This window comes from Pleionea sp. WD8-19, assembly GCF_055326765.1.
Map to the genome: position 1 here is coordinate 20590 of NZ_JBUZOU010000008.1, position 12763 is coordinate 33352.

13 protein-coding genes are annotated in these 12763 nt (G+C 40.9%); 12 read left to right on the top strand and 1 reads right to left on the bottom strand.

Annotated features, from left to right (window positions below):
• From ACTUJY_RS11260 to ACTUJY_RS11310, 11 genes are all read left to right on the top strand, one after another.
• A complete protein-coding gene (locus tag ACTUJY_RS11260; RefSeq protein ID WP_463616187.1) occupies positions 1-1410 on the top strand; it encodes a cryptochrome/photolyase family protein in 1410 nt (469 codons plus the stop codon).
• Complete coding sequence (locus ACTUJY_RS11265) at positions 1407-1853, top strand: nuclear transport factor 2 family protein (RefSeq protein ID WP_463616188.1); 447 nt, start codon at positions 1407-1409, stop codon at positions 1851-1853. Before ACTUJY_RS11260 ends, ACTUJY_RS11265 begins: the two co-directional genes overlap by 4 nt.
• A complete protein-coding gene (locus tag ACTUJY_RS11270) occupies positions 1850-2581 on the top strand; it encodes an SDR family NAD(P)-dependent oxidoreductase (protein WP_463616189.1) in 732 nt (243 codons plus the stop codon). Before ACTUJY_RS11265 ends, ACTUJY_RS11270 begins: the two co-directional genes overlap by 4 nt.
• A complete protein-coding gene (locus ACTUJY_RS11275) occupies positions 2578-3843 on the top strand; it encodes an NAD(P)/FAD-dependent oxidoreductase (protein WP_463616190.1) in 1266 nt (421 codons plus the stop codon). The genes ACTUJY_RS11270 and ACTUJY_RS11275 overlap by 4 nt, the downstream gene beginning before the upstream one ends.
• Positions 3800-4627, top strand: coding sequence for a DUF1365 domain-containing protein (locus tag ACTUJY_RS11280; RefSeq protein ID WP_463616191.1), 828 nt, complete (start codon positions 3800-3802; stop codon positions 4625-4627). Before ACTUJY_RS11275 ends, ACTUJY_RS11280 begins: the two co-directional genes overlap by 44 nt.
• A complete protein-coding gene (locus ACTUJY_RS11285) occupies positions 4614-5852 on the top strand; it encodes a class I SAM-dependent methyltransferase (protein WP_463616192.1) in 1239 nt (412 codons plus the stop codon). Before ACTUJY_RS11280 ends, ACTUJY_RS11285 begins: the two co-directional genes overlap by 14 nt.
• Positions 5818-6393 (top strand): DUF2878 domain-containing protein, encoded by a 576-nt coding sequence (locus tag ACTUJY_RS11290; protein WP_463616193.1) that lies wholly within the window; start codon positions 5818-5820, stop codon positions 6391-6393. The genes ACTUJY_RS11285 and ACTUJY_RS11290 overlap by 35 nt, the downstream gene beginning before the upstream one ends.
• A 6-nt stretch (positions 6394-6399) precedes the next feature.
• Entirely contained in the window at positions 6400-6933 is a 534-nt protein-coding gene (locus ACTUJY_RS11295; RefSeq protein WP_463616194.1) for a chalcone isomerase family protein, read from the top strand.
• Positions 6923-7474, top strand: a complete 552-nt coding sequence (locus ACTUJY_RS11300) for a DUF3833 domain-containing protein (RefSeq protein WP_463616195.1) — start codon at positions 6923-6925, stop codon at positions 7472-7474. The genes ACTUJY_RS11295 and ACTUJY_RS11300 overlap by 11 nt, the downstream gene beginning before the upstream one ends.
• Before the next feature lie 204 nt (positions 7475-7678).
• On the top strand, positions 7679-10156 hold the full coding sequence (locus tag ACTUJY_RS11305; RefSeq protein ID WP_463616196.1) for a PKD domain-containing protein: 2478 nt from the start codon (positions 7679-7681) through the stop codon (positions 10154-10156).
• A gap of 13 nt (positions 10157-10169) precedes the next feature.
• Positions 10170-10568 (top strand): hypothetical protein, encoded by a 399-nt coding sequence (locus ACTUJY_RS11310; RefSeq protein WP_463616197.1) that lies wholly within the window; start codon positions 10170-10172, stop codon positions 10566-10568.
• Positions 10569-10587: 19 nt separating this feature from the next.
• Here the strand turns inward: ACTUJY_RS11310 and ACTUJY_RS11315 are convergent, their stop codons facing one another.
• The gene (locus ACTUJY_RS11315; RefSeq protein ID WP_463616198.1) at positions 10588-11979 is read right to left on the bottom strand and encodes a class II fumarate hydratase; all 1392 of its coding nucleotides are present in this window, start codon (positions 11977-11979) and stop codon (positions 10588-10590) included.
• Between the two features lie 251 nt (positions 11980-12230).
• Here ACTUJY_RS11315 and ACTUJY_RS11320 point away from each other — a divergent pair, with 251 nt between their 5' ends.
• Positions 12231-12698: a hypothetical protein gene (locus tag ACTUJY_RS11320; RefSeq protein WP_463616199.1), complete on the top strand. Its 468-nt coding sequence runs from the start codon at positions 12231-12233 to the stop codon at positions 12696-12698.
• Positions 12699-12763 lie beyond the last annotated feature (65 nt).

Consider the following 12763-nt stretch of genomic DNA (forward strand, 5'->3'; position numbering starts at 1 on the left):
ATGTCTCGGTTAATATGGTTTAGAAACGACTTGCGTGTGAAAGATAATGAAGCGTTATTCCAAGCGGTTGGCAAGGGGCAGCAACGGTTGGTAGCGATTTACTGCTTGTGTGAGAACCAGTGGGATCTGCATGGCGTAGGTAGCAACCAGCGAGCAGCAATAATAAGTGCACTCAACATACTGCGGAAAAGCCTTAAAGCTCTCAATATTCCTTTACTCATCACGCAAACTAAAACATTTAAGGGGGCAATTGAAAAAATAATTGATGTATGTCAAGAACTGAACATCACAGATCTGTATTTTAATAATGAGTACCCGCTTAATGAAAGGCGTCGAGACAACGAGGTCGTAGAGCGATTAGCAAAAAAGGTTCGGAGTCATCGTTTCCATGGTGACTCTTTGGTTGATTTGTCTCAAATCGTAAATGGAGAGGGCGGAGGTTACAAGGTATTTGGTCCCTTTAAGAAAAAGTTACTCGACCGTTTAGCAGAATGGCCGTTGCTCTGCTTTAACGAGCCTCAAGCAATGCCCAAAGAGAATCAAGACGCATTAAAGTACTTGAAAAGTGATTCATTACCGAAAATTCCAGTCACAATTGAAGCGCTACCTGATTTGGATGAAGCGAGTATCAGTCGACAACTTGAACTTTTTTTCTCAAACTCGTTGGCCGACTATGAAGTCAATAGGAATTATCCAGCAATACTTGGTACCTCTAAACTTTCAACGGCGCTTACGCTGGGTGTTATTTCTGTTAAGCGATGTTTTTTAACTGCTCGTTCGTTAGGGAGTGAAATAAGCAATGCGTGGATTAACGAACTGATATGGAGAGAGTTTTATCGTTCGGTTGTTTATCATTATTCAGAGGTTTGCAAAGGGAAAGCCTTTTCTAATGTTGAGACGTTTTTAAGGTGGAGTGAAAATGATCAGTATTACGACCAATGGCGTCGTGGAGAAACCGGAATTCCAATCGTTGATGCCGCGATGAGACAGTTGATTTCAACAGGCTGGATGCACAATCGTGCAAGAATGATTGTCGCGAGTTTTCTGTGTAAAAATTTATGGCTAAACTGGCGCCAAGGAGAGCAGTTTTTTGCTCAGCATCTCTTAGATTTTGACTTTGCAAACAATAATGGTGGCTGGCAGTGGAGTGCGTCTATTGGAACCGACGCGGCTCCGTACTTTCGAGTGTTTAATCCAATGACACAAGCGGAAAAGTATGACCCTCACGCGTTATACATCAAGCAATTTGTTCCGGAGCTCGAGAAATTTAATGCAAAAGATATCCATCGCGCTGATGTTAAACCTTTAAAGGGATATCATTCTCCAATTGTGGATCTTAAAAGGAGTCGGGCAGACTCGATTCAACAGTTTAAACTTGCGAAGTCGCTTACTTTGGAGTTGGTATCGTGAATCAAGTTGAGCACAAATTGGACATCAGCATTGTTGACAAATTTATCGACGTCTATTCGCGATTAAATGCAACGAATATCGATTCTCTGGATTCAATTTACAGCGATAAAATCATTTTTGAAGATCCCGTTCACCGTATTCAAGGAATTGATGAGCTTAAAAGCTATTTATTCAAGATGTACCAAAACCTTCAAAGTTATCGAGTGCAGATTATTGATGTTGATGCGTTTGACGAAAAAGCTTACATCACATGGAATATGTCTCTCAGTCATAAACGACTCAATTCCGGAAACCTAATTGTACTTCAAGGCATTAGTGTACTGTCCATCCAGGGTAAGATTACGCGCCATAAAGATTATTATGATCTTGGCGCAATGTGCTATGAACACCTACCCTTAGTGGGTTGGTTGACACGCAAAGTTAAAGAGAAGTTGTCTCAATGAATCGGTTTGAGAATCAACGCATTTTAATTACTGGCGCAACCAGTGGTTTAGGAAAAGCTTTGACAGAACAGCTGTTGGACGCTGGTGCTTTCGTTTATGGAGTCGGTCGTAAGCAAGGAGCATTAGAGGCTCTCAAGTCACGTTATCCCGAACAGTTTATAGGGCATGCTTTAGACGTCTCTAAATTCGATACTTGGCAATTCATTCGGACCTGGACGATATTTGATATTGTGATTCTTAATGCGGGAAGTTGTGAATATATTGAACAAGGAAATATAGATATTGAGCTTGTTAAAAACATGATGACTATTAATTATTTTTCGAATGTCTACGCGGCTCAGGCGTTATTGAATCACAATCAAACTAAACCAAAGCAATGGGTTGTCGTAAGCAGTTCATCTCGTTATCTTGCTTTGCCAAGAGCTGAGGCTTATGGAGCTTCCAAAGCGGCTTTGAGTTATTTTTTTGAATCGTTACAGTTAAGTATCCCTGAAGTTTTGTTTTCCATTGTCGAGCCAGGCTTCATAAAAACGCCCTTAACGGACAAAAATGATTTTAAAATGCCATTCCTTATTTCTGCGAATGAAGCTGCCTACAAAATTATAAAAGGAATCCAAAAGAAAAAGAAACTTATATCGCCACCATCGTTTTTTACAAGCGTGTTGAAATTATTGGGTTTTCTCCCAGCTGGGATTCGTTACAAAATAGGAGCGAGTGTTCGAAGATGAGACAGAAAGTGGCAGTTATAGGAAGCGGCGTATCCGGTTTAACCTGTGCATATTACCTTCAAAAAAAGTACAAGGTGACAGTTTACGAAGCCAATGACTATGTAGGTGGGCATACTGCAACAAAGTCTGTGAGTGTGCCGGAAGGGACGTTCGATATTGATACTGGATTCATCGTATTTAACGACTGGACATATCCTAATTTCATAAGGTTGCTTAAAGAACTCAACGTGAACTATGAGGGTACGGAAATGGGATTTTCTGTAGCTTGTGAGCGGACGGGGTTAGAGTATTCTGGTAGTTCATTAATGTCGCTTTTTGTGCAAAAGAAAAACTTGATTAATAGTCGGCATTGGAAATTCATTTTAGAAATATTTAAGTTTAATCGAGTCTCAAAGGATATGCTTGCTACGAATACACTCGATGAATCAGTCACTTTAGGAGAATATATAAAATTATTGAACCTTTCCCGTTACTTTGCTGAAAAATACCTTATACCGATGGGGGCTGCAATATGGTCTAGCGGATTGGCTCGAATGTATGACTTCCCTGCAAGGTACTTTTTAAAATTTTTTAATAATCATGGTTTGTTAAACATCAACCATCGGCCTCAGTGGTCTGTGGTGAAAGGAGGTTCAAAACAATATGTGGAAAATCTCTTAAAGCAGTCGGTATTTGATTTGCATTTAGCTCAGCCTGTCAGCGCTGTAGTGAAAAGTGGATCGCGCTGGATGATCAAGAGCAAGTATGGTTTTGAAGAGTTCGATCATGTGATATTTGCTTGTCACAGTGATCAAGCTAAAAATCTACTTGAAGATAGCTGTTACCAACAAAAAATGGTGCTTAATGCAATCGATTATCAAAGCAATAAGGTAACATTGCATACGGACGTTAAACTATTGCCTCGTAATAAGCGGGCTTGGTCGAGTTGGAACTATCGAATAAAAAAAGGAAACTCCGATGTAGCATCGTTATCGTACAGTATGAATATACTGCAAAATCTACGTTGTAACACAGAGTTTGTGATTACTTTAAATGATGATGAGTCAATCGATCCGGATAAAGTGCTTTTACAAATGGAGTACTCTCATCCTGTTTACACCAATGGCACTATGAAAGCTCAGCGCGATCGACCAATGATTAATGGTAAAGGTCATTTATGGTTTTGCGGTGCTTACTGGTATGCCGGATTTCATGAGGATGGAGTGAAAAGTGCTTTAGATGTGGTCAATGCATTGGGGGTGGAAATTGATATCCTCAAGTAAATTCTGCTTTGGTAAAATCTATCACAATCGATTCTACCCTAAAACTCACCGTTTTAATTATCGCCATGTTGTACCTTTACTCAATTTAGATGAGCTGCAATTCATTGATTCGCTTCCGTTTGTTGCTCGCAATAGAAAGTCACTGTATAGCTTTTATGATAATGACTATTTGTCTGGTGAGTTACAATGTGATGAGTCATTGAGTCATCGTGCTAAGAGAGTTTTGGTTGATAAGTTAAAAGGTTTTAACGTTAGTAAAAATAAAGTCGACAATTGTTCTGTCTATATGTTGTCGAATTGGCGATTTTTAGGAAAGGTTTTTAATCCAATAACGATATTTTATTTTTTTGACAACGGTAAATTATTGTATTCGCTTTATGAGGTCAGTAATACACCTTGGAATGAACGTCATGTTTATGCTTACGCATTCAAAAATGAAGGGAAACTCGAGAAGTGGCGTGAAGAGAAAAGATTTCATGTCTCACCTTTTAATCCCATGGGCATGGATTATTTTTGGGAATCTTCAGTCGATTCGACGCAAATTGAATTAAAGTTATTGTTAAAGAAAGATCATAAGCCGCATTTTTTCGCTTCTCTTAACTACCAATGCCACGCTTTTACTGCTGGAAATTGGTGTAAAGCAATGGCATTGCTTCCGTTAATATCGTTCCAGGTTGTTGGTCGGATCTATTGGCAAGCTCTATTGTTGTTTTTTAAGCGTATACCTATATATCAACACTCAAACGGGGCAAAGGTAAAGGAGATAACAAGTGAGTCTGATTAAACAAGCACCTCAAGCGGAATATTCGGATAGGTACACAGAACGATTGTGGGATAAACCATGCCGCAAACTGGTGTTTGCGCTTCTGAAAAGAATTGAGATTGGCACCCTATGTGTGATTGAGCCGAATGAAACCCATGTGTTTGGAGAAGGACGGGACATTGAAGCGTTTATTAACGTTAATGACACAAGGTTCTATTCACGGCTTTTGAGTCGCGGAAGTGTGGGGGCCGGAGAAGCTTATACTAAAGGTTGGTGGGACTCCAGTAATGTTACCAAAGTTATTGAGCTTTTTGCGGCCAATATTCATTTAATCGATAAGCTTGAAGCCTATTTTTCCTGGGTGACTAAGCCAATTAATTACTGGCATAGGTGGACAACTCGAAATACAAAAGAGAATGCAAAAGACAATATTTTGGCTCATTATGATTTGGGTAATGAGCTATACAAGAGCTTTTTGGATGACTCAATGATGTATTCCTCAGCGATGTTTACGGATAACATTCATACGCTTCAAGAGGCTTCTACCTATAAACTTAAAAAAGTCTGCGAAAAATTACAGTTGTCAGCAAACGATCATCTTCTCGAAATTGGAACGGGCTGGGGTGGGTTGGCTATTTATGCGGCTTTACATTATGGTTGTCATGTAACAACAACCACGATTTCGGATGAGCAGTTTGATTACGCTAAGGAGAAAATTAGAATCAATGGGTTAACCAATCAAATTACGTTGCTCAAAAAAGACTATAGAGATCTAAAAGGACAATACGACAAAATTGTCAGTATTGAAATGATTGAAGCGGTTGGTCACGAATATTTGACCGATTACTTTTCAGTGTGCGAACGATTATTAAAGCCAAATGGTTATTTGCTTGTACAGTCTATTTTAATCGAACATGAACGGTATGAGCAGTATATTAATAATATCGACTTTATCCAGAAATATATTTTTCCTGGCGGAAGCCTACCGAGTAAAGAAATGATTAGCCAAGTGACACGGTCTGGTACTCAATTAAAAATGGTCGATTACTATGCATTTGGACAAGACTACGCTAAAACATTAGCTATTTGGCGAGAACGGTTTAATCGAAATTGGCGTTCAATACGGCAATACGGATATGATCAAAAATTTAAGAAGTTATGGAATTTCTATTTTCATTATTGCGAAGGTGGATTTCTTCAAAAACGGATTGATGTCGCTCATTTCACGTTTAGTAAGTCGGCCTGAAACAGTGCTTAAGTCGGAATATTTTAAGCCAGTTAATAATTTTGTTTCATTTCAACTGGGATGGTTCAGCGCAGCTTATTGGCACGATTATCGGTCGTCATTGGTATTGTTATTAATTATTGCTTGGTTGTACACCTTTGAGCCATGGAGTAAAAGACGACTTATCATTACTGCACAAGCGACAACGTTGGGTATTTTAATGGATACCGCTTTGCTCCATTTTTCAATTCTATCATTTAGTCCTAGCAATGACTGGTTTTTACCGAGCTGGCTCGTACTTTTATGGCTAGTGTTCTCGACAACGCTAACGAGCAGTTTGCAATGGGTGCTAAAGCGCTATTGGACAGCCGGTATTCTAGGTGGTGTTTTCGCACCGATTGCTTACTGGGGGGGAGATGCGTTAGGCGCACTGAGTGTTAATGATGCCATGGGGTTTATAATCATTTCGGTCGCCTGGTTTGGGATATTTCTATGTTTTAGTCAGCTTATTAAAAAAGCACCGAATAACGAAATTACACTTAAGACAAATTCATGTGGGTAGAGACTGATGCAAGCGATTAAACGACTGTATTTACTTATTATTATCAGCACTACCGTGGTTAATGTCGAAGGTGAGCCCAAAGAACTTCAGTTAAACGGTTCTGGAATCTATCGTTGGTGGGGCATAAAAATATATGAAGCAAGTTTTTACACGGTAGAACCAAGCCAAAAATTTGATGATACTCGGTTGCCCATTGCTTTAGAAATTCACTACGACATTGACATTGATAAAGTAGACTTGATCGAGACGACGTTAGAAGAGTGGGACGAGTTGAGTATTGGCAAGAGCGAGATTTGTAATCAAAAGCTTGCGTGGGCAGAAATGCTGCAAAATATATGGCCTAGTTTGGAACAAGGCGATCGTTTAAAGCTATTGGTGGATGAAAGCCGTCATTCCCACTTTTATTTTAATGAAGAGTTTATAGGTACTGTCTACGACGCGAACTTTGGACGATGTTTTATGTCAATTTGGTTGGCGGACGATACCAGCGCCCCCAAACTTAGAAAGCAATTATTGAGAGGACCTCACGATGCTCGTTAAACACATTAAGTCGATTTCTTTTCAAAAACTTTTGTTATTGATGGGGCTGTTATGGCTATCCAGTTGTTCGACCTCTTTAAAAGATTATGAAGGTTCCAGTCCTACTTTTAAGCTCGAAACGTTTTTCGATGGAAAGCTGGTGGCATGGGGCATGTTTGAAGACTATTCGGGACAAGTAATACGCCGATTTCGAGTTGACATGAACGCAACATGGGACGAACAAAATGGCGTTTTAGAGGAAGTGTTTACGTACAGTGATGGGACTAAAGAATATAGAACCTGGTACCTACGTAAAGAAAAACTTGGTATTTATATTGGTACCGCAGACGATATCAACTCCGAAGCCAAAGGAAGAACGGAGGGTTTCGCGCTGAATTGGCAGTATGAAATGCGACTAGCGGTTGGCGAAGACTCCTATGACGTTACTTTCGATGATTGGATGTACATGATCGATGAGAATCACGTTATCAATAAAGCGCAAGTTTCCAAGTATGGTTTCACCGTTGGAGAGGTAACGCTTTTTATACAGAAAAGCAATTAATATTGAATTTTATAGACTTGCAAGTAATTATCTGTACACATCATAGAAATTGACTTTATGCGGTAAACGTTCAACCCATTGAATAATTATTATTCTTAAAAAATCGACTATTTATATTGGTAAAAAACCGGCGATATTTATTCTCAATGCTAGACTTAAAGGCATCATGCGGGATTTACCTGTTTAGCTTAATGGGAGAAAACTATGTGGGCTCAGATTCGGTTTTGGATGATTCAAAGTTTGATGTTTGCTTGCATTCTCGGTTCGAGTGCTCAGGCGAATAAAATTTCCTCGGTTCAGCAGTTATCTCTTGAAAATCAACCGATAAGCTTTCGCAGTAAATCCATGTTAAAGCAACCCGATTCATTGGTATTGCCAAAGCTTAATATTCAACAGCTAATAAAGCAGGCCGATATTCAAAAGCCCGGAACTGGCCCTTTTGTATTTGCTCAAGCGTTTGATCAACAAAAACTATGGAGCGGACTAGGCAAGTGGTTCGAGATTGGTGACGTGTCCGTGTGGCGCTTAAAATTGTCGGCGCAAAATGCTTTATCACTCAGTGTTGGGCTGCACAATGTCTTTCTGCCTCAAGGCGCAAAAATCTATTTTTACAACAGCGATTACTCGAGAGTGACATACTTTGATGACTCAAAGAATAAGGCGCATGGTCAGCTTTGGAGCCCGATATTCGAGGGAAAAGAGCTGATTATTGAAGTTAATACGCCACGAACGTTGCAAAAATATACTCGGTTTAACATAAAGCAAATCAACCAAGGGTTTCGAAATCCAATGAACTCACAGTTGAAATCGGGCGATTGCAATATAAACACCATTTGCCCGCAAGGTGATGCGTGGCGAAATGAAATCCGATCGGTAGCTCGAATCATTATCGGAGGAACCGGCGCTTGTACGGGGACTTTACTCAATAATGTACTTCAAAATGACGCACCTTATTTTCTATCGGCGGATCATTGTGGCATAGACAGTGATTCTGCGCCTTCGATTGTGTTTTATTGGAACTTTGAAGCTTCTCAATGCGATATGACAACGGACCAAGCGGATGGTGATGACACTCAGTTTCAAACGGGGTCAACCTTTAGGGCGGGTTATCAGCCGTCTGATTTTGCTTTAGTCGAACTTGATGAACAACCCGATTCTCAATTCAATGTGTTTTTTGCAGGCTGGGATGCCACCGATGTTGCTGCGAGCTCCGCGGTTGCGATCCATCACCCTGCAGGCGATGAAAAACGGATCAGTTTTGAAAACGATCCGTTAACCATTACAAGTTATGGCGGGTCCAATGAGGACCCAAATGGCACCCATTTACGAGTAGGGGCCTGGGATGAAGGGACAACGGAAGGTGGTTCCTCTGGATCAGCGATTTGGAATGCCAATCATCATGTTGTTGGATCATTAACCGGTGGCTCCGCCTCGTGTGAGAATACGGGGGCTCCGGACTGGTACGGACGTATGGCCGTGCATTGGTTAGGAGGTGGTACGACAGCCTCACAGCTCAAAGCTTGGCTAGACTCTACCGATTCTGGTGTCACTTCTCTCGATGGTTCTGGAGGATGTGATGCTGCGACTGTCGGTTTAGACTTAACTGCCAGCAGTCTTTCTTTAGGAGGTACGTTATCGGCAACGGCTACCGCAACTGGAGGTTCAGGCTCGGGCTATACCTACAATTGGGACTTTAATGGCGATAACGAATACGATGCAACGGGTGCAACGGCAGAGTACACGTATAACTTTTTGTATGAAGGAAACGTAAGAGTGACGGTGACTGACAGTGCAAATTGTCCTGTGGTTGCATCGACGGCAGTTGTTGTTAGTAATAGCGGTAATGAAATTTTTACGACCGATGGTCAAATGCCATCAACTTGGCAAAACGCTTCCGGTTCGGCAGCCAATTGGAGCATCGTAAACAATGAGTCGTATGAAGGAACCTACTCAATGAAATCAGGAACGATTTCTCATAGTCAAAACTCAGCAATTCAAGTCAACTATAACTTTTCTGAGTCTTCTGGCAATTTTATCGCTTTTGCGGCGAAGGTTTCTTCCGAGTCTGGATACGACTATTTCCGTTTCTATATTGATGATGTTTCAGTATTGTCTGTTTCCGGAGAGTCCGATTGGAAAACTTATTATTTCGGCGTAACGCCTGGTAGCCATTCCTTAAAGTGGAGTTATGAAAAAGATGAAAGTGTGTCGAGTGGAAGTGATACTGCTTGGATAGATGGTGTAACAGGAATCTCGATAGAATTTGGTAATTCATCACCAGTCGCAGTACTGGCTGAAAGTTCTATTCAAGTGACAGAAGGAAACAGTGTAAGTATGGATGCAAGTGGCAGTTCAGATGCTGATGGAGAGTCACTCACATTCGAATGGGAACAAACCAGTGGAACCAGTGTAACTCTGAATGGAGCCAATTCTTCGATTGCTACGTTTACGGCTCCTAATGTGGATACGAATACTCAATTAGTTTTTAGCGTAACGGTTACCGATCCTAATGGGGCTTTTGATACGGGAGTAGTCACGGTTACAGTTTCGCCAGAAAGTAATACTAATACTGGTGGAGGCAGTAGTTCAGGAAGTAGTATGAATTTCAGTTACCTTGCTTTATTATTGCTGCTGATGGTTACTCGTAAAACGTTAAATAAACCCTTATTGCCGAAAAGGTGATTCGACTCGCTTATTGGAAAATAAAATGATTAAATATTGCTTACAAGTCATAACGCTTTTAGCTTTAAGTTTTTCACTGCTTGGCTGCCAAAGTAAAAATTCGGAGACTGCGGTGAGCGGTGAAAACGCTTCTAATCAAAAAGTGCACATCTATAATAATGAAGATGTTTTATTAGCAACGGTTAGCGATAAAAGCGATGTTGAAAACATTATTGAAATGTTTGAGAATAAAGAACGCGTGCTATTGAAAATGTTACCTATTTTTACGCATAAAATAAAAATTGTTACTGAGCAAGGAGAGGCAACGTGGGTTTTTAATAAAGTTGGCTATATTAAACCCTTGTCGAAAACAGGAAGTGATATTTTTAAAATTAAAGATCCGTCACTGATCATTGCGCAAATAAATTCTTAAGTCCATCGTATGGAGTCAATTAGTTAAATGGGTGCGCCAACTTACTGGGTTCCAGCAGGCGCTCCAGCTCTTCTCTCGAAATATCGGTAAGTTCTTCTGCAACATCCAAAATGCTTCGCTCTTGTTTAATCGCGACTTTTGCAATTTCTGCTGCTTTATCATAACCAATTATTGGATTGAGGGCCGTAACCAAGATGGGATTGCGCATTATCTGATTTTCGAGCCGGCTTTTATGAACACTAATTTTTTTAAGGCCTCGCTTTGCGAATGTTTTGATCGCTGATGAAAGTAATTCGATAGAGCCTAACATTTTATCTGCAAAGAGTGGCAACATGACATTGAGTTGAAAATTACCGCTTTGATTTGCAAGTGTTAATGCGACATCGTTGCCTTGTATTTCGGAACACATCATAATGATCGCTTCAGCAATGACGGGATTAACTTTACCAGGCATAATCGATGAGCCAGGTTGAATGGCGTTTAACTCAATTTCTGCTAAACCACATTGCGGGCCGGAATTCATCCATCTTAAGTCGTTACACATTTTGACTAATACCGTAGCCGCTACTTTTATTTGGCCGTGCACTTCGAGTGTTGGATCTTGCGCACTGATTCGAGAAGCTAAGTTTTTGCAAGCAGAAATGGGCAGTGCCGTTTGCTCTGCTAAGTAGCGGCATACTTGTCGGGAAAAGTCGGGGTGGCTGTTGATTCCCGTGCCAATTGCCGTACCACCTAATGGTAATTGCGCTAATCGTCCAAGACTACTGACAATGCGTTCACGAGACTCTTGCAATTGAAAACGCCACGTCTGCAACTCATCTCCCAAGCTGAGTGGCATAGCATCCATTAAATGTGTTCGACCGGTTTTAATTACGTCTTTAAACTTGTTGCTTAAAATATCCAGTCGCTCGCTTATTATTTCAAAAGTGGGTAAGAGTTGATCGGTAATCGCGATTAGAGCAGACAGTTGTACACATGAAGGAATGACGTCGTTACTGCTTTGCCCATAATTGACGTGGTCATTGGCATGAACTGCTTTCAGTGAGGCGTCTTTTTTTCTATGCTCTGCTGCTAAATGAGCGATCACCTCATTCATGTTCATATTACTGCTGGTTCCAGAACCGGTTTGAAATACGGAAACTGGAAAATGTTCTAGATGATGGCCCGAAATAATTTCGTCACAAGCTATGACTATCGCATCAGCGATTTTCTGATCGATACAACCCAAATCACAATTGGCTCGTGCTGCGGCTTTTTTTATTTGCGCAAGAGCAATTAAAAACGTTTGAGGCATAGGTCGGTGGTAGAAATTAAAATTATCGACAGCTCGTTGGGTTTGCGCGCCGTAAAGTGCCTGTTTGGGTACTTTCACCTCACCCATAGAGTCGCGTTCAATTCTGTATTCCGTCATCCGCTTTTCAGCCTGTAGTGTTTACGCTAATTATTAGCTTAGGTGATATGCAAATGAAGTCAAAAGCAAAAGGAGAAGTGTTGGAATCCTGTGCAAAATAAAAGATTGTTTTAATCTGATTTATTTTTATTGCGTTTTGCTCTAATGATTAAGAGCGCAAGAGCAGGGGGTATTTTGACCTTCAGTTATTGAAAACTTTGTTATACTTAGTAGAAGCGTGCTATAAAACCAACGCTTGCTGGACTTCTGTTATGCCGGGCTTTATCAATATCGGTGGTCAATCGACCGCATTTCCTGCTCCTCCCGGCCGCCCGCAAATTAATGTTGGCGGAGAGTCCATACCTGTGCCTGCAGATGAGATTGGTCCATTCCCACTGAAGCAGCGCGATACAGACCCCGCGCCTTTGATCTCGGTAGATGACAATAATGAAATCGCTGTACCATTTATTGAGGTTGAAGAAAACCAAGCGGAGAATCAACGGACTTCTACGGAGTCAGCCCCTGATCCCGTTGCTCCCGATATTCGTGGTCGCCAGATTTCTCAACTGACGGATCAAAAAAACTCGGTTAATAAAGAGCAAAGTCGTTTGATCGATGAAGCCGAATTAATCGATCGTGAAATTCAAAACCTAGAACAAGTTGAGAAGCGACTTGACCGACGAATTGCGCAGTTAAAACAGGCTCGAAATTTAGGTGTGGCTGTGGATGTGTTGGCTTAAGCGGCTTGCTCGAAGATGTGAGGTGTGAGAAGCGAGGTTTGAGGTGCGAAAAGCAATGTACTTAA

Coding starts and splice junctions, on each gene's coding strand:
- ACTUJY_RS11290 (WP_463616193.1), top strand. CDS start 5,818: ATGTCGCTCATTTCACGTTTAGTAAGTCGGCCTGAAACAGTGCTTAAG.
- ACTUJY_RS11275 (WP_463616190.1), top strand. CDS start 2,578: ATGAGACAGAAAGTGGCAGTTATAGGAAGCGGCGTATCCGGTTTAACC.
- ACTUJY_RS11260 (WP_463616187.1), top strand. CDS start 1: ATGTCTCGGTTAATATGGTTTAGAAACGACTTGCGTGTGAAAGATAAT.
- ACTUJY_RS11305 (WP_463616196.1), top strand. CDS start 7,679: ATGTGGGCTCAGATTCGGTTTTGGATGATTCAAAGTTTGATGTTTGCT.
- ACTUJY_RS11280 (WP_463616191.1), top strand. CDS start 3,800: ATGTGGTCAATGCATTGGGGGTGGAAATTGATATCCTCAAGTAAATTC.
- ACTUJY_RS11270 (WP_463616189.1), top strand. CDS start 1,850: ATGAATCGGTTTGAGAATCAACGCATTTTAATTACTGGCGCAACCAGT.
- ACTUJY_RS11315 (WP_463616198.1), bottom strand. CDS start 11,979: ATGACGGAATACAGAATTGAACGCGACTCTATGGGTGAGGTGAAAGTA.
- ACTUJY_RS11320 (WP_463616199.1), top strand. CDS start 12,231: ATGCCGGGCTTTATCAATATCGGTGGTCAATCGACCGCATTTCCTGCT.
- ACTUJY_RS11300 (WP_463616195.1), top strand. CDS start 6,923: ATGCTCGTTAAACACATTAAGTCGATTTCTTTTCAAAAACTTTTGTTA.
- ACTUJY_RS11295 (WP_463616194.1), top strand. CDS start 6,400: ATGCAAGCGATTAAACGACTGTATTTACTTATTATTATCAGCACTACC.